The sequence below is a fragment of the Streptomyces sp. NPDC096152 genome, from assembly GCF_044763235.1.
In the GTDB taxonomy this organism is placed as follows: domain Bacteria; phylum Actinomycetota; class Actinomycetes; order Streptomycetales; family Streptomycetaceae; genus Streptomyces.
This window is the reverse complement of the sequence record NZ_JBIWFW010000001.1, coordinates 578,153-598,947: the sequence shown is the minus strand read 5'-3', so window position 1 is coordinate 598,947 and position 20,795 is coordinate 578,153. Positions and strand designations below refer to the sequence as shown.

General features: G+C 72.3%; 19 protein-coding genes. 14 read left to right on the top strand and 5 right to left on the bottom strand.

What is annotated here, in order from left to right; translation table 11 throughout:
• The first annotated feature begins 55 nt into the window (after positions 1 to 55).
• The 3 genes from ACIQ9G_RS02600 (at position 56) to ACIQ9G_RS02590 (ending at position 2,766) form a co-directional block, all read left to right on the top strand.
• Entirely contained in the window at positions 56 to 955 is a 900-nt protein-coding gene (locus ACIQ9G_RS02600) for an SGNH/GDSL hydrolase family protein (protein ID WP_403605157.1), read from the top strand.
• 10 nt (positions 956 to 965) lie between these two features.
• On the top strand, positions 966 to 1,970 hold the full coding sequence (locus ACIQ9G_RS02595; protein ID WP_403605154.1) for an aldose epimerase family protein: 1,005 nt from the start codon (positions 966 to 968) through the stop codon (positions 1,968 to 1,970).
• Positions 1,971 to 2,277: 307 nt separating this feature from the next.
• The gene (locus tag ACIQ9G_RS02590) at positions 2,278 to 2,766 is read left to right on the top strand and encodes an HAD domain-containing protein (RefSeq protein WP_403605151.1); all 489 of its coding nucleotides are present in this window, start codon (positions 2,278 to 2,280) and stop codon (positions 2,764 to 2,766) included.
• Positions 2,767 to 2,954: 188 nt separating this feature from the next.
• On the opposite strand, the gene ACIQ9G_RS02585 is transcribed toward ACIQ9G_RS02590, so the two are convergent.
• Positions 2,955 to 3,770, bottom strand: coding sequence for an EI24 domain-containing protein (locus ACIQ9G_RS02585; protein WP_403605148.1), 816 nt, complete (start codon positions 3,768 to 3,770; stop codon positions 2,955 to 2,957).
• A 222-nt stretch (positions 3,771 to 3,992) separates the two neighbouring features.
• Between ACIQ9G_RS02585 and ACIQ9G_RS02580 the strand changes: the two genes are divergently transcribed.
• Positions 3,993 to 5,144 (top strand): serine hydrolase domain-containing protein, encoded by a 1,152-nt coding sequence (locus ACIQ9G_RS02580; RefSeq protein WP_403605144.1) that lies wholly within the window; start codon positions 3,993 to 3,995, stop codon positions 5,142 to 5,144.
• A gap of 134 nt (positions 5,145 to 5,278) precedes the next feature.
• On the opposite strand, the gene ACIQ9G_RS02575 is transcribed toward ACIQ9G_RS02580, so the two are convergent.
• Positions 5,279 to 6,301: an NADP-dependent oxidoreductase gene (locus ACIQ9G_RS02575; protein WP_403605141.1), complete on the bottom strand. Its 1,023-nt coding sequence runs from the start codon at positions 6,299 to 6,301 to the stop codon at positions 5,279 to 5,281.
• Between the two features lie 101 nt (positions 6,302 to 6,402).
• Here ACIQ9G_RS02575 and ACIQ9G_RS02570 point away from each other — a divergent pair, with 101 nt between their 5' ends.
• Positions 6,403 to 6,840: a MarR family winged helix-turn-helix transcriptional regulator gene (locus tag ACIQ9G_RS02570; protein ID WP_403605138.1), complete on the top strand. Its 438-nt coding sequence runs from the start codon at positions 6,403 to 6,405 to the stop codon at positions 6,838 to 6,840.
• 104 nt (positions 6,841 to 6,944) lie between these two features.
• Here ACIQ9G_RS02570 and ACIQ9G_RS02565 read toward each other — a convergent pair whose 3' ends face one another.
• Positions 6,945 to 7,856 carry a hypothetical protein gene (locus ACIQ9G_RS02565; RefSeq protein ID WP_403605135.1) on the bottom strand — a complete coding sequence of 304 codons (912 nt, stop codon included), beginning with the start codon at positions 7,854 to 7,856 and terminating at the stop codon, positions 6,945 to 6,947.
• A 201-nt stretch (positions 7,857 to 8,057) separates the two neighbouring features.
• Between ACIQ9G_RS02565 and ACIQ9G_RS02560 the strand changes: the two genes are divergently transcribed.
• From ACIQ9G_RS02560 to ACIQ9G_RS02530, 7 genes are all read left to right on the top strand, one after another.
• Complete coding sequence (locus ACIQ9G_RS02560) at positions 8,058 to 9,215, top strand: mandelate racemase/muconate lactonizing enzyme family protein (RefSeq protein WP_403605132.1); 1,158 nt, start codon at positions 8,058 to 8,060, stop codon at positions 9,213 to 9,215.
• Positions 9,212 to 10,216 (top strand): zinc-binding dehydrogenase, encoded by a 1,005-nt coding sequence (locus ACIQ9G_RS02555; protein WP_403605129.1) that lies wholly within the window; start codon positions 9,212 to 9,214, stop codon positions 10,214 to 10,216. The genes ACIQ9G_RS02560 and ACIQ9G_RS02555 overlap by 4 nt, the downstream gene beginning before the upstream one ends.
• 147 nt (positions 10,217 to 10,363) lie before the next feature.
• On the top strand, positions 10,364 to 11,332 hold the full coding sequence (locus ACIQ9G_RS02550) for a hypothetical protein (RefSeq protein ID WP_403605126.1): 969 nt from the start codon (positions 10,364 to 10,366) through the stop codon (positions 11,330 to 11,332).
• 143 nt (positions 11,333 to 11,475) lie between these two features.
• Complete coding sequence (chvE, locus tag ACIQ9G_RS02545; RefSeq protein WP_403605123.1) at positions 11,476 to 12,582, top strand: multiple monosaccharide ABC transporter substrate-binding protein; 1,107 nt, start codon at positions 11,476 to 11,478, stop codon at positions 12,580 to 12,582.
• Between the two features lie 44 nt (positions 12,583 to 12,626).
• The gene (gene mmsA / locus ACIQ9G_RS02540) at positions 12,627 to 14,186 is read left to right on the top strand and encodes a multiple monosaccharide ABC transporter ATP-binding protein (RefSeq protein WP_403605120.1); all 1,560 of its coding nucleotides are present in this window, start codon (positions 12,627 to 12,629) and stop codon (positions 14,184 to 14,186) included.
• A complete protein-coding gene (mmsB, locus tag ACIQ9G_RS02535) occupies positions 14,183 to 15,427 on the top strand; it encodes a multiple monosaccharide ABC transporter permease (RefSeq protein ID WP_403605118.1) in 1,245 nt (414 codons plus the stop codon). Before mmsA ends, mmsB begins: the two co-directional genes overlap by 4 nt.
• A gap of 166 nt (positions 15,428 to 15,593) precedes the next feature.
• A complete protein-coding gene (locus ACIQ9G_RS02530; protein WP_403605115.1) occupies positions 15,594 to 17,375 on the top strand; it encodes a pyridoxal phosphate-dependent aminotransferase in 1,782 nt (593 codons plus the stop codon).
• 106 nt (positions 17,376 to 17,481) lie between these two features.
• Here the strand turns inward: ACIQ9G_RS02530 and ACIQ9G_RS02525 are convergent, their stop codons facing one another.
• Positions 17,482 to 18,066, bottom strand: coding sequence for a TetR/AcrR family transcriptional regulator (locus ACIQ9G_RS02525; RefSeq protein WP_403605112.1), 585 nt, complete (start codon positions 18,064 to 18,066; stop codon positions 17,482 to 17,484).
• A gap of 53 nt (positions 18,067 to 18,119) precedes the next feature.
• Between ACIQ9G_RS02525 and ACIQ9G_RS02520 the strand changes: the two genes are divergently transcribed.
• Together ACIQ9G_RS02520 and ACIQ9G_RS02515 are read left to right on the top strand one after the other, a co-directional pair.
• Positions 18,120 to 19,028, top strand: a complete 909-nt coding sequence (locus tag ACIQ9G_RS02520) for a DUF2867 domain-containing protein (RefSeq protein WP_403605109.1) — start codon at positions 18,120 to 18,122, stop codon at positions 19,026 to 19,028.
• 18 nt (positions 19,029 to 19,046) lie between these two features.
• A complete protein-coding gene (locus ACIQ9G_RS02515; protein ID WP_403605106.1) occupies positions 19,047 to 19,226 on the top strand; it encodes a DUF397 domain-containing protein in 180 nt (59 codons plus the stop codon).
• On the opposite strand, the gene ACIQ9G_RS02510 is transcribed toward ACIQ9G_RS02515, so the two are convergent.
• Complete coding sequence (locus ACIQ9G_RS02510; RefSeq protein ID WP_403605103.1) at positions 19,219 to 20,700, bottom strand: hypothetical protein; 1,482 nt, start codon at positions 20,698 to 20,700, stop codon at positions 19,219 to 19,221. The two genes, ACIQ9G_RS02515 and ACIQ9G_RS02510, sit on opposite strands and share 8 nt — an antisense overlap.
• Positions 20,701 to 20,795 lie beyond the last annotated feature (95 nt).

Sequence of the window (20,795 nt, the reverse complement as noted above, 5' to 3'; positions counted from 1 at the left end):
CGGCGCGTTGTCATGAGTGGAGAGCACCGCACGCCGACCGAGGGGACCACCAGGGATGCGGAAGCGAAGCGACCGTACGCGGGCCTGCCTCGCCGTCGTGGCGGCGGCGGTCCTGACGGCCGCGGGATGCGACGCCGGCGGTGGCGCCTCGGGGGCGGGGGACGGCACGAAGGCGGGCCGTCCGTCGTCGCGGCCGGTCCCGGTGTGGGACCGCAGCCCGGACTCGATGGCCGCGGTCGGCGACTCCATCACCCGCGGCTTCGACGCCTGCGCGGTGCTGTCCGACTGCCCCGAGTCGTCCTGGGCGACGGGCAGCGACGCGGCGGTGGACAGCCTGGCCGTACGGCTGCTCGGGGTGACCGGGGCGGCGCGGCGGAGCTGGAACTACGCGGTGACGGGCGCCCGGATGTCCGACCTGCCCGGCCAGGTCACCGAGGCGGTGCGGCGCAGGCCCGAGCTGCTGACCGTGATGGCCGGGGCGAACGACGCCTGCCGGGTCTCCACCGCCGCGATGACGCCGGTCGCGGACTTCCGGGCCTCGTTCCAGGACGCGATGGACCGCCTGCGCGCGGCGCTGCCGAAGACGCAGGTGTACGTCGCCAGTGTGCCGAACCTGAAGCGGCTGTGGTCGGAGGGCCGGACCAACCCGCTGGGCAAGCAGGTGTGGAGGCTGGGCATCTGCCCGTCGATGCTGGGCGACGCGGACGCGCTGGACGCGGCGGCGGTGCGGCGGCGGGACCGGGTGCAGGCCCGGGTGGAGGCGTACAACGCGGTGCTGCGGGACGTCTGCGCCAAGGACCGCCGGTGCCGCTTCGACGGCAACGCGGTCTTCGACTTCCGCTTCGGCACGGAGCAGCTGAGCCAGTGGGACTGGTTCCACCCGAGCCGGAACGGGCAGGCCCGGCTGGCCGAGATCGCCTACCGCACGGTCACCGCGAGGGAGCCTGTGGCCTAGGGTTTTCCACATGACTGAACTTTTCGGCACACTTTCCGACGGCACCCCGGTGCACCGCTGGACCCTGGAGCGGGGCGGAGCGCGGGTGCGGGTGCTGTCGTACGGGGGGATCGTGCAGTCGGTCGAGATCCCGGACCGGGACGGCCGCCCGGCGGACGTGGTGCTGGGCTTCCCCGGCCTCGACGGCTATCTGGACCACCCGGGGCCGTACTTCGGCGCCCTGGTCGGCCGGTACGCGAACCGGATCGCCGGTGGCCGCTTCGCCCTGGACGGGCGCACCCACACGCTCGCCCGCAACGACGGGGACAACTCGCTGCACGGCGGGGAGCGCGGCTTCGACAAGCGCGTGTGGGAGGTGACCCCGGTCGCGCACGGCGTGCGCCTGAGCCGGGTCAGCCCGCACGGCGAGGAGGGCTTCCCGGGCCGGCTGGAGGTCACGGCGACGTACACCCTCGACGAGTCGGGCGCGCTGCGCATCGCCTACGAGGCGGTCACGGACGCGCCGACCGTCGTCAACCTGACGAACCACTCCTACTGGAACCTGAGCGGCTCGGGCGACACCGCCGGCCACGCGCTGCGGCTCGCCGCCTCCCGCTACACGCCGGTCGGCGCCGGGCTGATCCCGGCCGGCGGACCCCGGGAGGTGGCGGGGACGCGCTTCGACTTCCGGCAGGGCCGCGGGGCCGGCTCCGGCTACGACCACAACTTCGTCCTCGACAAGGGCGTCACCAAGGCGGCGCCCGAGGAGGTCGCGGAGCTGCACGACCCGGCGTCCGGGCGGGTCCTGACGGTGGCGACGACCGAACCCGGCATCCAGGTCTACACCGCCGACCACCTCGGCGCCCCCTTCGCCCCGGGTGCGGGCATCGCCCTGGAGACCCAGCACTTCCCGGACTCCCCGAACCGGCCGGAGTTCCCGAGCACCGAGCTGCGGCCCGGCGAGGTGTACCGCTCGGAGACGGTGTACGGCTTCGGGGTGCGCGCGGCCGGCCGCGCCCGACGCACGAGCGCATGACCCACCGGCGCCTGACCCACGGGCAGCCCCGGTCCGGGTGTCAGGTCCCGAACCGGGGCTGCCCGTGGGCGGACTTGTCCCGGATCAGACGTTAATCGCCGCACCGGCCCGGCGTCCGGCGATCGGGCTCCGCGCCGCAACCTCGTACGAACCCTTCACACGCACCCACGAGTTCGCCTCCTCGTCACCGGCCGTGCAGGCCTGGCCCCGACGGCTCTTGGCAGCCTGCCCCTGCGTGGTCCACAGCTCCGGACACCGTCTGCGTACGGCCGATCCCGTGCAGACTGGGCACAAGAGGGGAGTAAGCATGGTGACCACCGACCGGCCCTTGGCTCTCATCGACGTCGACGGCGTTCTCAACCCCTATGACGCATCGGTCTGCCCGTCCGGCTACACCGAATACGAGCTCTTCGAAGGGGAACTGGTACGCGTCAACGTCGGCCACGGGGCCTTGCTCCGCCGCCTGATCCCCCACTTCGAGCTGGTCTGGGCGACCAGCTGGGGGCACGACGCCAACCGCCTCCTCGCACCGCTTCTGACGCTGCCCGAGCTGCCCGTCACCGAATTCCCCGCACACACCGGCGGTCGCTACGACAAGTTCCCCACCATCGCTGACGCCGTCGGGGACCGCGCCTCCGCCTGGGCCGATGACCTGCACAGCAGCAGCGCCCACGCCTGGGCAGCGCGTCGCCGAGCGTCTACACGACTGATCCCCGTCGATCCCGCGGTCGGCCTTGCCGAAGAACACATCCACCAGTTCCTCCGGTTCGCCGACGAGCTCAACCACGCCGGTTGACGCGGATCGGGGACGGCCGCCGACACCGATCTCGGCAGCCCTGGTGTGCGCCACGACACGACCTTGCGAAGGCAACACATCTGCTCGTCGGAGTCGCGAACGCGGCGTCAGAAGCCGACCAGTCCGATGCTCGCCGACCAGTGACGGGCGTGTTGCCGTCCGCGCCGTAGCGGCGGGGTGACGTGGGCTCAGTGGTCCGTCCCGGCCTCCGCCTCGCTGTCGGCGGCGGCCTCCCGCTCCTCCGCGGCGCCGTCGGTGATCTCCTCCCCCAGCAGGTCGCGGGCGAGCAGGGTCGCGCCCGCGACCGCGCCCGGCATCAGCAGCACCGCGAGGAACGGGACCAGGAAGGCGAGGGCCAGCGGTGTGCCGAAGCCCCAGACCAGCGTGCGGCGGGAGCGCAGCAGGGCGAGGCGGGCGCGCAGGTCGACGCCCCGGCGCTGAAGGGCGACGGAGGCCAGTTCCTCGGTGAGGAAGAAGCCCGTGACGAAGAAGCCGATCACCGGGATCACGGTCTGGCCGACGAAGGGCAGGAAGCCGAGGGCGAACAGCAGGATCCCCCACACCGCGGCGCGGACGACGATACGGAGGCTGTCGCGGGCCGAGATCCACAGTTCGCGCCAGAGCGGCAGGCCCGACTCCGGTGCGGTGCCGTCGGGCGAGACGTCGCGGTCGACCGTCTCGGAGAGGTTCTCGTAGAAGGGCTGGCCGACCAGCAGGGTGACCGCGGTGAAGGTGACCACCGCGAGGAGCAGGCCGAGGGCGAAGAGCACGGCGGTGAGGAAGCCGCGGAAGAGGCCGGGCCAGGGACCCGGCCAGCCGTCGGCGAAGGGGGTGGCCCAGGTGACGGCGTCCTCGCCCCACAGGGCGAGCGCGACGAGCGCCGCCGCGTAGAGGACCAGGGTGATCAGGCCCGGAAGCAGGCCGAAGCCGTACGACTTTCCGTGCCGGGCCATCCAGCGCTGGCCGTCCACGAGATACCGGAAACCCGCCCCAAGATCGCGCATGGGCGGAACTTTACCGAGGCGCTCCGGCACCGGGCCGGCCGGTGTCACGACCGTCGCCCAACCGTCTCCGGTCCGTGGCCGGCCGTATCCGCCCTGTGCCCGGCCGTTGCCCCAACACCCCTTCCGGCGGCGCGGTTGAGTCGATCGGGGGCGCCTCGCCGTACCGGAACAGGGAACCCCCCACGGTGTCAGCAGCGGCAGCGGTCAGGTTGAGGAGAGCGGATGACCCAGGAGATCCACGGCGCCGTCGCCGACGGCTACGAGCCGGTGCGGGAGGAGTTCGCCGCCTTCGTGGCGGAGGAACGCGCGGACTACGAGGGGCAGTTGTGCGCCTACGTGCACGGACGCAAGGTCGTCGACCTGTGGGCCGGGGCGGCGGACGACGGCGGCTCGCTGTACGGGGTGCACTCGTCGACCAAGGGCGCCGCCCATCTCGTGGCCGCCCTGCTCGTACAGGACGGCACGCTGGAGCTGGACCGCAAAGTGACGTACTACTGGCCGGAGTTCGGGGCCGAGGGCAAGGGGTCGGTGACCCTGCGCGACCTGATCACGCACCGGGCGGGACTGGTCGGCACCGACAGCGGGTTCACGCTCGCCGAGCTGGCCGACGACCGGGTGGTCGCCGAACGCCTCGCCGACCAGCGGCCGTTCTGGCGGCCCGGCACCGCGTTCGGCTGCCACGCCCTGGTCATCGGCGCGCTCACCGGTGAGGTCGTGCGGCGCGCGACCGGCCGGACGATCCAGGAGCTGCACGAGGAACGGGTCCGCGCCCCGTACGGCCTGGACTTCTTCCTCGGCCTGCCCGCCTCGCAGGAACTCCGCTTCCGCACCACGCAGCCGATGGCGCCGACCCCGAAGCAGCGGGCGCTGCTGGAGGAGCTGCCCGGCGGCCCGCACTCGCTCTCCTCCATAGCCTTCAACCGCCAGGGGCCCGAACCGACCGACCTGGAGACCCTGCCCAACGAGCGCGTGATCCGCTCCCGTGGCCCGGCCTCGATCGGCGGGGTGGCCTCCGCGCGCGGGCTGGCCGGGCTGTACGCGGCGGCGATCAGCGAGGTCGACGGGAAGGCGCCGCTGCTGAAGCCGGACACGGTCGCGGAGTTCGGGCAGTTGCACTCCGCCGGGTACGACCTGGTGGCCCGGCGCCACAGGTCGTACGGGCTGGGCTTCCAGGCGACGGCGGACACCTGGCATCCGTTCCTGGGCGCCGGCGCCATCGGGCACAGCGGCGCGGCCGGCTCACAGGCCTTCGCCGACCCGGCGAGCGGCCTCGCCTACGGCTACACCCGCCGCCGGTTCGCCTTCCCCGGCGGCGCGGCCCCGGAGAACGACAGGCTGGCCCGCGCGGCGCACCGGGCGGCCCTCACCGGGTGAGGGCCGCGCCACCGCTTCGGGGCCCGGCGGCCGTCAGGGCCGGACGGCCGTCAGGGCCGACCCGGCCGTCCAGGCCCGGCGATCGTGAGCCCGGGGGTCCTCAGGGCCCGGCGATCGTCAGGCCCTGGCGATCGTCAGAGCTTGACGATCATCTTTCCGGTGTTGTCGCCGCGCAGGACGCCGAGGAAGGCCTCCAGGGTGTTCTCGACGCCCTCGACCACCGTCTCGCGGTACTTCAGCTCGCCGGAGCGGACCCAGGGGCCGACCTCTCCCACGAACTGGGGCTGGAGGTCGTAGTGGTCGCCGACGAGGAAGCCCTCGATGCGGCCGCGGGTCTGGATCAGGCGGGCGAGGTTGCGCGGGCCGGGGGCGGGCTCGGTGTTGTTGTAGACCGAGATCATCCCGCAGACCGCGATCCGGCCGCCCTGGTTGAGGGAGCCGATGGCAGCCTCCAGGTGGTCGCCGCCGACGTTGTCGAAGTAGACGTCGATCCCGTCGGGGGCGGCGGCGCGCAGCTGCTCGGCGACCGGGCCCTTCTTGTAGTTGAAGGCGGCGTCGAAGCCGTACTCCTCGACCAGGAGCTTGACCTTGTCGTCGGAGCCGGCGGAGCCGATCACGCGTGAGGCGCCCTTGAGCCGGGCGATCTGGCCGACCTGGCTGCCCACGGCGCCCGCCGCGCCCGAGACGAACACGACGTCGCCCTCCTTGAAGGCGGCGGTGCGCAGCAGGCCCGCGTAGGCGGTGAGGCCGGTCATGCCGAGCACGCCGAGGTACGTCGACAGGGGCGCGGCCTCGGGGTCGACCTTGACGGCGTGCTGGGCGTCCACGGCGGCGTACTCGCGCCAGCCGCCGAAGTGCAGCACGTGGTCGCCGACGGCGATCCCCTCGGCGCGGGAGGCGACGACCTCGCCGACCGCGCCGCCCTGCATGACCTTGCCCAGCTCGAACGGGGCGACGTACGACTTGGCCGCCGACATCCTGCCGCGCATATAGGGGTCCACGGAGAGGTACTCGTTCCGTACGAGGACCTGGCCCTCGCGCGGCTGCGGGAGCTCGGCCTCGACCAGGGCGAAGTCCTCCGGCTTCGGCCACCCGACCGGGCGGCTGAGCAGGTGCCATTCACGGCTGACGGCGGGGAGCGTGGGGGTGTCGGACATGGTGCGCCTCTCCTCGGTGCGGACGGCAAATGCTTCAGTACCTGAAACAACCATGCTCCTTAATATTTCAGGATGTCAAGCAAGGGGGTATTCTCACGACCATGGCCACACCACCGAAGACCCGCCGCCCCGACGCGCTGACCATGGAGGTCGTCGAACTCATCGGGGACGTCGTGGCCCGGTTCTACGAGGACTACGAGGAAGCCGCCGGGGAGCACGCGCTGACGGGGCCCCAGGCGCGGCTGCTGAGCCTGCTGTCGCTGGAGCCGCTGCCGATGCGCAGGCTGGCGCAGAAGCTGAAGTGCGAGCCGTCCAACGTCACCGGGATCGTGGACCGGCTGGAGGCGCGGGGGCTGGCGGAGCGGCGGCCGGACCCGGCCGACCGGCGGGTGAAGGTGGCGGCGGCGACGGAGGAGGGCCTCCGGGTCGCCCGTGACCTGCGCGAGGGGCTGCGCTTCGCGCGCGAGCCGCTGGCCGGGCTCTCCGACGAGGAGCGCCTGTCGCTGCGGAACCTGCTGCGCCGGATGCTGGAGGTCTGAGCCGGGCGGGGCGGGGTCAGGCGGAACCGGCCCGGGGAAGCCGCTTCAGGCCCGGCTTCAGGGTCGGCCTCAGGCCGCGGGAGCGGCCGGGACCGTCCGGCCCCTCAGGAACACCACCACAGGATCCGCTTGCACGTCTTCGTCGGCGACGGCTGCGGGCTCGGGTCCGACGAGGTCGGCCCGCTGGTCGGGGTCGCCGTGGGCTGCGGCGCCGACGTGGTCGCCGGGGCCGCCGTCGCGCCCGTGCCGGATGTCGCCGTGACCGACTGCCGCGGGTCGCCCGTCGCACTCGCGTCGGGCTTCGGCTTCTCGGACTTGGCGGTCTTCGACGACGACGGCGAGGCCGACGCGTCCGGCGACGCCGTGCCCGCACCCGCCCCGGCGCCCGCGGTGCCGCCCGTCGGCCGGGCGGTCCCGCTCTTGCCGTCGGACGCGCCGCCGTCCGCCGCGTCGCCCCCGGCCGCCGCCGGTTCCGTGTGGGAGAAGCCCGGCAGGCCCGGCGCGTCGACCCCGAGTTCGGCCAGCCCCAGCCCGCTCGCCGCCAGCACGAGACCTGCGGTGATCACCACGGTCCGCCGCCTGCGCCTGCGGTGCGCGGCGGCCTTGCGGTCGCGGCGGCTCGCGGCCGCGCCGGCCGGGCCCTCGTCGTCGCGCCCGCGCGCCCTGCGTCCCGCCCGGCCCTGCTCCCGGCGCCGGGCCGCCCGCCCCTGCGGCTCGCCGTGGTCGTCGTCGTAGCCGTCGTCGTAGCCGTCATCGTCGGCGCCGTAGCCGTCGTCGGCGTCGTAGCCGTCGTCGGCGTCGTTCCCGGCGTCGTCCGGGTCGTCCTCGGCGCGGACCCCGGCATCGCCCTCGGGGTGCGCGAAGCCACCGTTCGCGTGCGGCTGTTCGGAGGTGTGCGCCGCCGGGCGCTCGCCGGACGCCGGCGCGTACGCGGCGAGGTTCTGGGCGGGTGCGCCGCACCCCGGGCAGGCGAGGGCGCCGTTCAGGTGCCGTCGGCACGGGTGGCAGTAGTCCATGACGCGGGAAGACTAAGTTCCCGGTAGATAACGTTCCTAGGCACCTCTGTGAAGGTTCTGTGGGAGACCGGAAGAGCTCCGGGCAGGCTTGCCGAAACCGTTACCGGTACGCCCCATTGACACCCCCCTCGCCGCCTCCTTACTGTCACGCCAGCATTTCGAACAGGTGACGAAATATCGAACAGCTGAGAGGCAACCGCCGTGCGTATCACCGGAATCAGCACACACGTGGTCGGGACGCCGTGGCGCAACCTGACGTACGTACAGGTGCACACGGACGAGGGGATCACGGGAGTCGGCGAGACCCGGATGCTGGGCCACACCGACGCGCTGATCGGCTACCTGCGGGAGGCCGAGGCCAATCACGTTCTCGGATCCGACCCGTTCGCGGTCGAGGACCTCGTCCGCCGGATGAAGTACGGCGACTACGGCCGTGCGGGTGAGATCGTGATGTCCGGCATCGCGGTCGTGGAGATGGCGTGCTGGGACATCAAGGGCAAGGCCCTCGGCGTCCCCGTCTGGCAGCTGCTCGGCGGCAGCGTCACCGACCGGGTGAAGGCGTACGCCAACGGCTGGTACACCACCGAACGGACCCCGGAGGCCTACCACAAGGCCGCCCAGGAGGTCGTCGCCCGCGGCTACCGGGCCCTGAAGATCGACCCCTTCGGCACCGGGCACTTCGAGCTCGACCACGAGCAGACTCTGTACTCCGTGTCGCTCATCGAGGCCGTCCGGGACGCCATCGGCCCGGAGGCCGAGCTGATGCTGGAGATGCACGGCCGCTTCTCCCCCGCCACCGCCGTCCGGCTGGCCAGGGAGATGGCCCCCTTCAAGCCGGCCTGGCTGGAGGAGCCGGTCCCGCCGGAGAACCTCAAGGCCCTGGAGAAGGTCGCCGCCAAGGTGGACATCCCGGTCGCCACCGGTGAGCGCATCCACGACCGCATCGAGTTCCGCGAGCTGTTCGAGAGCCAGTCCGTGGACATCATCCAGCCCGACGTCGGCCACATCGGCGGCATCTGGGAGACCCGGAAGCTGGCCGCCACCGCCGAGACCCACTACATGCTGGTGGCCCCGCACAACGTGGGCGGCCCGGTGCTCACCGCGGCCTCGCTGCAAGTCGGCTTCACCTCCCCGAACTTCAAGATCCTGGAGCACTTCAACGACTTCGCGGACGCGGAGATCAAGAAGGTGGTCAAGGGCGCCCCGCAGGTCGTCGACGGCTACTTCCACCTCTCCGACGCGCCGGGCCTCGGCGTCGAGCTGGACACCGACGCGGCCGCCGAGTTCCCGCAGCAGCAGGCCCGGTTCGACCTGTGGGCCGAGGGCTGGGAGCAGCGCAGGCCGAAGGGGTCGCGGTGAGCACCGCCGTCGTCGTCCTGGGGCCGGGCGAGCACCGGCTCGCGGACCACACCCCGCGCGACCCCGGACCGGGCGAGGCGCTGGTCGCCGTGCACGCCGTCGGGATCTGCGGCAGCGACCGCGAGGTGTACCAGGGCAACCGGCCCGAGGGGTACGTCCGTTACCCGCTGACCCCGGGCCACGAGTGGTCCGGCACGGTGCGCGCGGTCGGCGCCGGGGTGCCGGCGGACCTGGTGGGCCGCAAGGTCGTCGGCGAGGGCTTCCGCAACTGCCAGGTCTGCGACCGCTGCCACGCGGGCGAGACGACCCTGTGCACGGCCGGGTACGAGGAGACGGGCTTCACCCAGCCGGGCGCGATGGCCGGGACCCTCACGCTGCCGGCCCGGCTGCTGCACGTCCTGCCCGGGGACGCCGATCTGACCGCGGCCGCCCTCCTGGAGCCGGCCGCCTGTGTCGCGGCCGCCGCGATCAGGGCGAACGCCCGGCCCGGCGAGCGGGTGGCCGTGGTCGGCACCGGCACCCTCGGGATGTTCGCCGTGCAGTTCCTGAAGGCCGGCTCCCCCGCCGAGCTGCTGGTCGTCGGCACCCGTACCGACCGGGAGGCGCTGTCCCGGCGGTTCGGGGCCACCGACTTCCGCACCAGGGATCGGGAACTCCCGGACGACATCGACGTGGTGATCGAGACCGCCGGGTCGGCGGACGCGGCGCGGCTGGCCGCCTCCCTGGTCAGGCGGGGCGGGCGGCTGGTCCTGACGGGCATCCCGGCGCCGGGCGCCGAGGGGCTCGACCCGACCGACCTGGTGGTGCGGCAGCTGGAGGTGCACACCGTCTTCGGGGCACCGCCGGCCGCCTGGGCGCACGCGGTGCGGATGTTCGGGGCCGGACTGCTCGATCCGCTGCCGCTCGTCACCCACGAGCTGCCGCTCGCCGGGTTCTCGCGGGCCATCGAGCTGGTCGGGTCCGGCGACCCGGAGGTCGGCAAGGTCCTGCTCCGCCCCTAGCTCCCTCCTCCCCAAGCCCCTTTCCGCCCCTGGCCGTACGCCGGTCACGGCGCGACCTGACGGCGCCCTGACCGGCGTACGCACCCTGCTCGACGCACACCCAGAGACGCGAACCTTGTACGAAATATCGAACATGAAGGACGACTCGTGACCGACGCTTCCGCCACGGCAGCCCGCAGGCCCGGTGAACCGGCGCTTGCCGCGCTCGGCCTGGGCGCCCCCGTCCCCGACCCCGCCGACGCCTCGCCCCACACCTTCCCCGGCGGAGGCCGCTGGCGCACCGAGGTCCCCTCGTGCGAGGGGCCCGAGGCACTGGCGGTGGTCCTGAAGGAGTCCTCGCGGCTGGACGTGCCGATCCACCGGATCAGTCAGGGCAGCGGTGTGTGGATGCTGACCGACGCCGAGATCACCGAGATGGTCGAGGCCACCGCCGAACGCGACATCGAGCTGTGCCTGTTCACCGGCCCGCGCGGCACCTGGGACATCGGCGGCTCGGTGCGCTCCGACTCGCGCGGCGCGGGACTCAGGGCGCGCGGCCACGACGCCGTCGCCGGGTGCGTCGAGGACGCCGTACGGGCCACGGAGCTGGGCGTGAAGTGCCTGCTGGTGGCCGACGAGGGCGTGCTGTGGACGCTGCACCGGGCGCGCGCGACGGGCATCGTCCCGGCCGACACCACGCTCAAGGTGTCCGCGCTGATCGGGCCGGTGAACCCGGCGTCGTACGCGGTCTTCGAGCGGCTGGGCGCGGACTCCGTCAACGTGCCCAGCGACCTGACGCCCGATCACCTCACGGAGATCCGCCGGGTCTCCGCCGCCCCCATGGACATGTACATCGAGGCCCCCGACGATCTCGGCGGCTATGTGCGGATGTACGAGGTCGCCGAGCTCATCCGGCGCGGCGCACCGCTCTATCTGAAGTTCGGGCTGTCCAAGGCGCCCGGGATCTACCCCTACGGACACCATCTGCGGGAGCTGACCCTGGCCACCGCCCGGGAGCGGGTGCGGCGCGGCCGGCTCGCCCTGGACCTGCTCGCCCGGCACGGCGCGGACGGCGGCATGGCGCCGCTCGGCTCGCGGCTGCCGGGCGCGCTGAAGCGGTTCGACATCCCGTCATAACGTTCCGGAAAAGCGGCTTCACACAAGCCCACAGAGCCGCGCACAATCCCACACAACCCTTCTCGGTCGCCCATCCCCGCACTGCCCCGGAGCGTCCTCGCCCCGCCAGACCGAGCCGTGCACACACATCAAGGATGATGATCATGCGCAACCGCAGAGCCGCCCTCGCCGCGACAGCCGCAGCCGCCTCCCTCGCCCTGACCCTGTCCGCCTGCGGGCAGAACAGCCAGGGCGGCAGCAAGGAGGACAAGGGGAGCGCCAAGGGGGGCACCATCGGCATCGCGATGCCGACCAAGTCCTCCGAGCGCTGGATCGCCGACGGCAAGAACGTCGTCAAGGACCTGCAGTCCAAGGGGTACAAGACCAAGCTGGTCTACGGCGAGGACGACCCGGACACGCAGGTCTCCCAGATCGAGAACCTGATCACCCAGGGCGTCAAGGGCCTGATCGTCGCGGCCATCGACAACAAGTCCCTGAACAACGTGCTCCAGGAGGCCGCGGACGCCCACATCCCGGTCATCTCCTACGACCGGCTGATCCTCGGCAGCAAGAACGTCGACTACTACGCCTCCTTCGACAACGAGAAGGTCGGCCGACTCCAGGCCGGCTACATCGTCGACAAGCTCGGCCTGAAGAACGGCAAGGGCCCCTTCAACATCGAGCTGTTCGCCGGTTCCAACGACGACAACAACACCAAGTACTTCTTCAACGGCGCGATGAGCGTCCTCAAGCCGTACATCGACAGCAAGAAGCTGGTCGTCCGCTCCGGCCAGACCGCGCTGAACCAGGTCACCACCCTGCGCTGGGACGGCGCCACCGCCCAGAAGCGCATGGACGACATCCTCACCTCCGCCTACAAGAGCCAGCGGGTCGACGCGGTCCTGTCGCCCTACGACGGCATCTCCATCGGCATCCTGTCGGCGCTGAAGTCGGACGGCTACGGCTCCAAGAGCAAGCCGCTGCCGGTCCTCACCGGTCAGGACGCCGAGCTGGCCTCGGTGAAGTCGATCATGGCCGGCCAGCAGACGCAGACCGTCTACAAGGACACCCGCAAGCTCGCCGAGGTCGCCTCGACGATGGTGGACGACGTGCTGAACGGCAAGAAGCCGCAGGTCAACGACACCAAGACCTACGACAACGGCACCAAGGTCGTGCCCGCCTACCTGCTCCAGCCGGTGAGCGTCGACAAGGCCAACTACGAAGAGGTCCTGGTCAAGGGCGGCTACTACACCCAGGCCGAGCTCAGGTAACCCCGCCGCAGCCCACCGACCGCACACGACTGGAAGGCACGACCATGGCGGGACCCGTCCTGGAGATGCGCTCGATCGTCAAGACCTTTCCCGGTGTCAAGGCACTGTCGGACGTCACACTGACGGTCCGTCAGGGCGAGGTCCACGCCATCTGCGGGGAGAACGGCGCCGGAAAGTCCACCTTGATGAAGGTGCTCTCCGGCGTCCATCCGCACGGCACCTACGAGGGCGAGATCCTCTTCGACTCGGAGGTCTGCCACTTCAAGGACATCCGGGCGAGCGAGCACCGCGGCATCGTCATCATCCACCAGGAGCTGGCGCTGGTGCCGTATCTCTCCATCGCCGAGAACATCTTCCTCGGCAACGAACACGCCACGCGCGGGTTCATCAACTGGAACGACACCCTCAGGCACGCCACCGAACTGCTGCGCCGCGTCGGCCTGGACGAGCACCCGGAGACCCGGGTCGCCGACATCGGCGTGGGCAAGCAGCAGCTGGTGGAGATCGCCAAGGCGCTGTCCAAGCAGGTGAAGCTGCTCATCCTGGACGAGCCGACCGCGGCCCTCAACGACGAGGACAGCGGCAAACTCCTCGACCTCATCCTGGAGTTGAAGAAGCAGGGCATCACCTCGATCATCATCTCCCACAAGCTCAACGAGATCCGCAGGGTCGCCGACTCGGTGACCATCCTGCGCGACGGCCGCACCATCGAGACGCTGGACGTGAAGGCGCCCGGGACCACCGAGGAGCGGATCATCTCCGGCATGGTCGGCCGCGACCTCGACCACCGGTTCCCCGAGCGCACCCCGCACCATCCGGAGGAGGGCGCGGCCCCGGCGCTGGAGATCCGCGGCTGGACCGTGCTCCACCCGATCGACCGGCAGCGCAAGGTCGTCGACGACGTGTCGATCGAGGTGCGGCGCGGGGAGATCGTCGGCATCGCGGGCCTGATGGGCGCCGGCCGCACCGAGTTGGCGATGAACGTCTTCGGGCGCGCCTACGGCCGCTACGCGGGCGGCACGGTCCTCAAGGACGGCAGGGAGATCCGTACGAAGACCGTCGCCGAGGCGGTCGGCCACGGGATCGCCTACGTCACCGAGGACCGCAAGCACTACGGCCTCAACCTCATGGACACCATCCACCGGAACATCTCGCTGACCGCGCTGCGGAAGGTCGCCCGCCGGGGCGTGGTCGACGAGCACGAGGAGCGGCAGGTCGCCGAGGGCTACCGCACGTCCATGAACATCAAGGCGCCGACCGTCTTCGAGCCGGTGGGCAAGCTGTCCGGCGGCAACCAGCAGAAGGTCGTCCTCAGCAAGTGGATCTTCGCGGGTCCGGACGTGCTGATCCTGGACGAGCCCACGCGCGGCATCGACGTGGGCGCCAAGTACGAGATCTACACGGTCATCGACCAGCTGGCCGCCCAGGGCAAGGCGGTCGTCTTCATCTCCTCCGAGCTGCCCGAGCTGCTCGGCATGTGCGACCGCATCTACACGATGGCCGCCGGACGGCTGACCGGTGAGGTGCCGCGGGCCGAGGCCACGCAGGAAGTGCTGATGCGTCGGATGACGAAGGACACCCAGGACAAAGAGGTATCGCGATGAGCACGGATGTCACCGCCAAGAGCCCGGCCCCGGCGCCGCCGGGCGGCAGCGGACCGGCGGCGGGCGGGGGCCTGCTCCGGCTGATGCTGGACGGCCTGCGCCGCAACATGCGCCAGTACGGGATGCTGCTCGCACTCGGCCTGATCGTCGTCCTCTTCGCCGTCTGGACGGACGGAGACCTGCTGCTGCCGCGCAACGTCTCCAACCTGGTGCTGCAGAACAGCTACATCCTGATCCTCGCGATCGGCATGATGCTGGTGATCATCGCCGGGCACATCGACCTGTCGGTCGGCTCGCTCACCGCGTTCGTGGGCGCGTTCGCCGCCGTGCTGACGGTCCAGCACGGGATGACCTGGCCGCTCGCCGTGGTGCTGTGCCTGCTGGTGGGCGCGATCGCGGGCTCCGTGCAGGGCTTCCTGATCGCGTATCTCGGCATACCGTCGTTCATCGTCACCCTCGCCGGAATGCTGCTCTTCCGCGGCCTGACGGAGATCCTGCTCCAGGGGCAGACCCTCGGCCCGTTCCCGGACGGCCTGCAGAACCTCGGCAACGGTTTCCTGCCGGAGGTCGGCCCGACCACCAACTACCACAACCTCACCCTGCTCCTCGGCCTCGTGCTGATGGCGGCCGTGGTGTGGCAGGAGGTGCGCGACCGGCGCCGGCAGCGGGAGTTCTCCCTCGCCGTGCTGCCCGGACGGCTGTTCGCGCTGAAGCTGGTCGCCCTGGTCGCCGCGATCCTCACCCTCACCCTGCTGCTCGCCAGCTACAAGGGCGCGCCGGTCGTCCTCATCATCCTGGGCGCCCTGGTGGTGGGGTACGGCTACGTGATGCGCAACGCCGTCTTCGGCCGCCACATCTACGCCATCGGCGGCAACCTGCCGGCGGCGAAGCTGTCCGGCGTCAAGGACAAGCGGGTCACCTTCCAGGTCTTCCTGAACATGGGCGTGCTCGCGGCCCTGGCGGGTCTGGTGGTCGCCGCCCGGCTGAACGCGGCCTCGCCGAAGGCGGGCGTCAACTTCGAACTCGAGGCGATCGCCTCGTCGTTCATCGGCGGCGCGTCCATGAGCGGCGGTGTGGGCACCGTCCTCGGCGCGATCATCGGCGGTCTCGTGCTCGGTGTCCTCAACAACGGCATGAACCTCCTCAGCGTCGGCACCGACTGGCAGCAGGTCATCAAGGGCCTGGCGCTGCTGGTGGCGGTCGGCTTCGACGTGTGGAACAAGCGCAAGTCCGGTGCGTGAGCGGCGCGGGTCCCGCCGTCCGGCGGGACCCGGCCTTGCGCACCCGTGTTGAACGGCGTCCCCCGCCCCTGCGTATGTAAGGGCGGCCCGTGCTCCCCCGCACGGGCCACCCGAAGACGACGGGCCCGGCTGCCCCCCGGCCGGGCCCGCCCCATACGGAGGTTCCATGACCGGCAACGTCACCTCGCTGTTCCGCGGCAACGCGGCCCACAGCCCGTCGATGGCGGCGCTGGCGCGAGAGGGCGACGGAGCCGGACCGGTGGACTTCTGCATTCCGTGCAACCCGTACTTCCCCACCCCCGAGATGTTCGAGGAGATGGCGGCCCGGCTGCGGGACATCGTCACGTACTACCCGAGCAGCGCGGACACCATCGCGGCCGAGCTGTGCGGCCTGCTCCAACTGCCGCCCCAGTGCGTGGCCATGGGCAACGGCTCGACCGAGCTGATCACCTGGCTCGACCACCTGATGGTCCGCGAGTCCCTCGCGATCCCCGTGCCCACCTTCGGCCGCTGGACCGACCAGCCCATGGAGACCGGCAAGCGGGTGGACATGTTCCCGCTCCAGGAGTCCAGTGGGTTCGCCCTGGACCTCGCGCAGTACGCCGAGTTCATCCGCAAGCGGGGCACCCGGGTCGCGGTGATCTGCAACCCGAACAACCCCGACGGGGGCTTCCTGCACCGGCAGAACGTGGTGCAGTTCATGGACGCCATGGCCGATCTGGACCTCGTCGTCGTCGACGAGTCGTTCCTGGAGTTCGCCGACGCCGAGGCCGAACCCAGTGTGGTCCAGGAGGCGATGCTGCGCCCCAACGTGGTCGTGCTGCGCAGCCTCGGCAAGAACTTCGGACTGCACGGCGTCCGCTTCGGCTACCTGGTCGCCAACCCGGCGCTGGCGGGCCGGGTCCGGGCGATGCTGCCGAAGTGGAACCTCAACTCCTTCGCCGAGCACGTGGTGTTCATGCTGAGGGAGAACGGCGCGGAGTACCAGCAGAGCCTCCAGCAGGTGCGCCGCGACCGGCTGGAGATGGCCAGCCACCTCTCCGCGCTGCCCGGTCTGACGGTCTACCCGTCGCAGGGCAACTTCCTCTTCGTGCGCCTGCCCGTGGGCGCCGAGGGAACCGTGGTCCGCGACCGGCTGCTCACCGAGCACCGGATCCTGGTCCGCGAGTGCGGCAACAAGATCGGTTCGTCCAGCCGCTTCCTGCGTCTCGTGGTGCGCCCCCAGGTGGACGTGCGTCGCCTGGTGTCCGGCCTGGAGTCGGTGCTCTACGGGGCCAGGAGGGGAGCCGCCGTATCCGAGCTGGGTACCGGGACCACCTACAGCTCGGGTACGGCGGCGGTGGACCGCCTGATGAACGAGACCAACGGGGCCGGTGTACCGGAGCTGGCCGATCGGGCCGCCGCGGCCGGCGCCTCCCCGGGGATCGCCGCCGCCCCGGCCCCCGGCACCGGCATGCCGCTCCCCGCCGCCGCGTCCACCGCGTCGTCCGCGCAGACGCCCGGCGGGATGCCGATGCCGGCGGCGGCCCGCCCCATCCCCCAGCCACCGGCCCCGAGCCCGGCCCCCGCTTCGATGCCGGCTCCGATGCCGATGCCGGCTCCGGCTCCGGCTCCGGCTCCGGCTCCGATGCAGCCCCTGGCCCCCGCGGCGGCCCAGCAGATGCCGGGCCCGATGGGCGCACCGGTGCCTTCCCCGATGCCGATGCCGATGCCGATGCCGGTGCCGCCGCCGATGCAGGTGCCGGCTCCGGCTCCGGCTCCGCTGCCGGCTCCGGTGCCCGCCGCGACCGGCCCCACCCCGCCGGGCGTGCCGGCCCGAGGCGGCCTCACCGCGGCCCAGGTACGCGGCATGACCGCCCCGCCCCCCGGCCTGACCCCGGCTCCCGCCACCGGCTGGCCCAGCCCGCAGAACTGGCCGAACGCGGCGGGGATGGGGCAGGCGGGGTAGCCGGTGCGCCGACGGCGACAAGTGCCGAGGGCGTGGGCGCCCGCTGACGGGCGCGGCGCCGCGGTGCGGGTCCCGGCGGGAAGGCCCGGGTCAGGGCTCGGGCCGGTCAGGTCCTGAGCAGCGCGGCCGTCACGGTCGCCAGGTAGGCGGGGTCGGCCTGCACGGAACCCGGTACGGCGTGGGCCAGTTGGGCGTGGCCCACGTAGCTGGTGTAGGCGAGGAGACCGCGCCGACGGGCCTCCGACGTCGGGAAGCCGAGCAGTTCGAAGAGGTGGGCGAGGTAGCCGACCCGGCGCTCGGTGACGCGGGCGAGCGCCGCCGCGACCCCGGGGTGGTCGGCGGCGGCGAGCAGCCGCACTTCCAGGGGGTCCTCGGCGGACGAGGCGGTCGCGCCGCGCAGGAGCGCGCCGAGCCGGGCGGCGGGGTCGGGCTCGGCGGCCTCCATGCCCTGGATGATCCGCTCGGTGGACAACTCCTCCCAGCGGGCGAGGGCCGCCGCGACGAGCGCGTCCCGGTTGGCGAAGTGCCAGTAGAAGCTGCCCTTGGTGGTGCCCAGACGGACCGCGAGCGGTTCCACGGCGATCCCGGCGAGGCCGCGCTCGGCGAGCGCGGTCAGGGCCGCGTCCGCCCAGTCGTCGGCGGTGAGTCGCTTGCGGGTGGACCGCTTCGGAGGGGACGGCTGCTCGTGCATGCCTCCATACGCTACCGTACGGTTCAACATACGCTGCCGTATGGAGGTGGGGCATGCCCACGCTACGAAACGTTCACGAGCGGATCGTCCAGGCCCCGGCCGAGACCGTCGGTGCCCTCGTCGACCGGCTCTCCGCACCGGACGACCCGCTGTTCCCCACTCCGGTCTGGCCCGCGATGGTCCTCGACCGCCCCCTCGGCGTCGGCGCCGACGGCGGCCACGGCAGGATCCGTTACCGGGTCACCGCCTACGAACCCGGGCGGTCCGTCCGCTTCGACACGACCGAGGACGGCCTCGGCACCGGCTACCACCGGCTCGACGTCGAACCCCTCGGCCCCGGCCGCTGCCGGATCTCCCACGTCCTCGAAGTGTCCATGAGCGTGGGCAAGTTCGCCTTCTTCAAGACGGCGATCGAGCCGGTGCACGACACCATGGTCGAGGAGATCCTCGACAACGCCGAGCGGGCCGCCCTCGGCATCCTGCCGCACCCGCCGGCCCGCCGGCCGCGGCGCGCCCTGCTGGTCAACCGGCTCCTGTGGGTCCGGGCGACCGGGTCGCCGGTCCCGGCGAACGCCCGGCTGCTCCACGGCGCCTTCGAGCGGCCCGACTTCACCGACGCCTGGAGCATGCCGCTCGCCCCTGGCATGCCCCGCGACCCACGGGCCTGGCGGCACGTCCTGCCCTTCACCGAGCGGGGCGCCGAGGACCACGAGCTCATGCTCGGCGAGGACGCGCCCCATCTGGACTTCCGCGCCTCGATCCTGGTCGACGACGACTCCGTGACACTCGCCACCGCCGTACGGCTGCACACCCCGCGCGGTCGGCTCTACTTCGCGGTGGCGCGCCGCTTCCACCCCTACATGGCCCGCCGCGCGCTCCGCCGGGCGCACCGCCGCGTCGCGTTCGCGGCCCGGCCCTCCGGGGAGCGGAACGCGCGACCCACGCCCCCGCCACTCGGGTGACCCTGGTCAGTCGCGGCGGTGCCGGCCCCGCAGATCCACCTCGGCCCGTACGGTCTTGCCCGGTGGGTCGCGGTCGACCACCTCGCCCTCACCCCCGCCACCGTCCACGTCCGTGACTCCAAGGACCGGCAGGGTCCTCGGTTCGCCGTCTCCCCCGCGGCCTGGGGCGACTTCCTGGGCCTCGCCGCCGCTAGCTGAGGTACTCCACCGTCACCGGCGCGGTGTTGTCCGTCTGGTTGGGGTCGGTGGCCGGGTCCGAGGTCACCGTGACGCTGCCGCGGGCGCCGTCCACGCGGCGGTCGATACGCACCCGCATCCCGGTGCCTGGCGCCGCCGGGCCGGGGCACAGGACGGAGCCGTCCCCCGACGGGTTCCGGTAGCAGTAGGGGATGTCGCTCTCGTGCTCCCCGGGGCCCACCTCGACCAGGGTGAGGCCGCGCGGGAGGACCACGCGCATCGTGGTACGCCCGCCGGCGCCCCAGTCGTCGCCCTTGGGGTAGGGCACGGTGAGGTCGACCACCTGGCCGACCCGGCCGCGGATGGTGAAGCCGACGGCCTCCACCTCGTGCACCCGGGTGGTCGCGAAGCGCACCCCGTCACTGTCGGCCTCCTCGCTGTGCCGCGGGTCGCCGATCTCCTCGAAAGCGCGGCCGTCGACCGGCCGCAGCCGCAGCGGCCGGCCGGTGCCGTGCGGGGCCGAGGCGGGGACGGCGGCCAGGGCGAACACGTCGGTGGTGCGGTACACGGTGAATCCCAGGTGTCCGCTGTGCGCGTCGTCGTCGGCCGTGGCGACCACCGGAGCGTCCGTCTCGAAGGCCGTCCCCGCCGCCAGCGGCCCCGGGAAGTCGCACTGGGCGCTGATGCGCTTGCCGACCGTGTCGTAGCGGCAGTTCCGGTACCGCTCGGCGAAGGTGGCCCCCTCGGCGGTCAGCACGACGCTGACACCGCCCGGGACGCCGATGTCCCCCTTGTTGCCGAAGGCCGGGACGATCCCCACCTTCGCTCCAGGACGCACACCGGTGAGCGCGGGATAGCGCTGCCGCGCCGTCAGGACGGGATCGCCGACGATCACCCGGGTGGTGTGCCGGACGGTGGGCGTGTGCGCGGCCCGCGCGGTCATCGTGACCGTCGCGGTGGCGCCCCGGACCGCGCCGGGAGCAGGCCGCAGATTGAACGGAGTGAACGCCCACTGTGTTCCGCCGGGTGGCTTGCACCGCACGCGGAGACCCGTACGGACGCATCCCCACGCCTTGCTCACCCAGTCGATCTCGGCCTTTCCGGCCAGGGACGACAGGTCGATCGTCACCTCGGGACTGAGGCTCGGGCCCGGGGCCGAGGCGGGCGGCGCGGTGGACGACTCCAGGTCGATCCCGAACTCGGCGGCGTAGGGCGGCTTCCCGGTGGTCCCGTAGCGGGGGAGGTAGTAGACGTTCGGCGCGGACCGGACGGTGAGGACGCCCGGCCCGGAGGGCGTCGGGGCCGCGGGCGCGGACGCGACCCGTATCGGGGCGGGATTCGAGGGTGCGGGACTCGTGCGACCGGCGTCGGCACCGCCCGCGCGCCGCCCGTCGCCGCCGTTCACCACGAGCGCCAGGACCACCGCAAGCACGACGAGCGCGGCACCTCCCCCGGCCAGGTGCCGCCACACCCCGTTCCTCAACCAGCGACTCATATGAGGTAAGACACTCCACGCGTGACCTGGGTTGCGCCGAGGGCGGGTGAGGAACCGCCCGGTGCGCCCCGGCCTCTGCCCCCGGTTCCCCCGCG

Excerpts from the sequence above, each read along its gene's own strand:
- ACIQ9G_RS02585 (WP_403605148.1), bottom strand. The coding sequence starts at position 3,770 with ATGCGCGATCTTGGGGCGGGTTTCCGGTATCTCGTGGACGGCCAGCGC.
- ACIQ9G_RS02575 (WP_403605141.1), bottom strand. The coding sequence starts at position 6,301 with ATGTCCGACACCCCCACGCTCCCCGCCGTCAGCCGTGAATGGCACCTG.
- ACIQ9G_RS02580 (WP_403605144.1), top strand. The coding sequence starts at position 3,993 with ATGACCCAGGAGATCCACGGCGCCGTCGCCGACGGCTACGAGCCGGTG.
- ACIQ9G_RS02565 (WP_403605135.1), bottom strand. The coding sequence starts at position 7,856 with ATGGACTACTGCCACCCGTGCCGACGGCACCTGAACGGCGCCCTCGCC.
- ACIQ9G_RS02530 (WP_403605115.1), top strand. The coding sequence starts at position 15,594 with ATGACCGGCAACGTCACCTCGCTGTTCCGCGGCAACGCGGCCCACAGC.
- mmsA (WP_403605120.1), top strand. The coding sequence starts at position 12,627 with ATGGCGGGACCCGTCCTGGAGATGCGCTCGATCGTCAAGACCTTTCCC.
- ACIQ9G_RS02525 (WP_403605112.1), bottom strand. The coding sequence starts at position 18,066 with ATGCACGAGCAGCCGTCCCCTCCGAAGCGGTCCACCCGCAAGCGACTC.
- ACIQ9G_RS02510 (WP_403605103.1), bottom strand. The coding sequence starts at position 20,700 with ATGAGTCGCTGGTTGAGGAACGGGGTGTGGCGGCACCTGGCCGGGGGA.
- ACIQ9G_RS02520 (WP_403605109.1), top strand. The coding sequence starts at position 18,120 with ATGCCCACGCTACGAAACGTTCACGAGCGGATCGTCCAGGCCCCGGCC.
- ACIQ9G_RS02600 (WP_403605157.1), top strand. The coding sequence starts at position 56 with ATGCGGAAGCGAAGCGACCGTACGCGGGCCTGCCTCGCCGTCGTGGCG.
- ACIQ9G_RS02590 (WP_403605151.1), top strand. The coding sequence starts at position 2,278 with ATGGTGACCACCGACCGGCCCTTGGCTCTCATCGACGTCGACGGCGTT.
- mmsB (WP_403605118.1), top strand. The coding sequence starts at position 14,183 with ATGAGCACGGATGTCACCGCCAAGAGCCCGGCCCCGGCGCCGCCGGGC.
- ACIQ9G_RS02595 (WP_403605154.1), top strand. The coding sequence starts at position 966 with ATGACTGAACTTTTCGGCACACTTTCCGACGGCACCCCGGTGCACCGC.
- ACIQ9G_RS02570 (WP_403605138.1), top strand. The coding sequence starts at position 6,403 with ATGGCCACACCACCGAAGACCCGCCGCCCCGACGCGCTGACCATGGAG.
- chvE (WP_403605123.1), top strand. The coding sequence starts at position 11,476 with ATGCGCAACCGCAGAGCCGCCCTCGCCGCGACAGCCGCAGCCGCCTCC.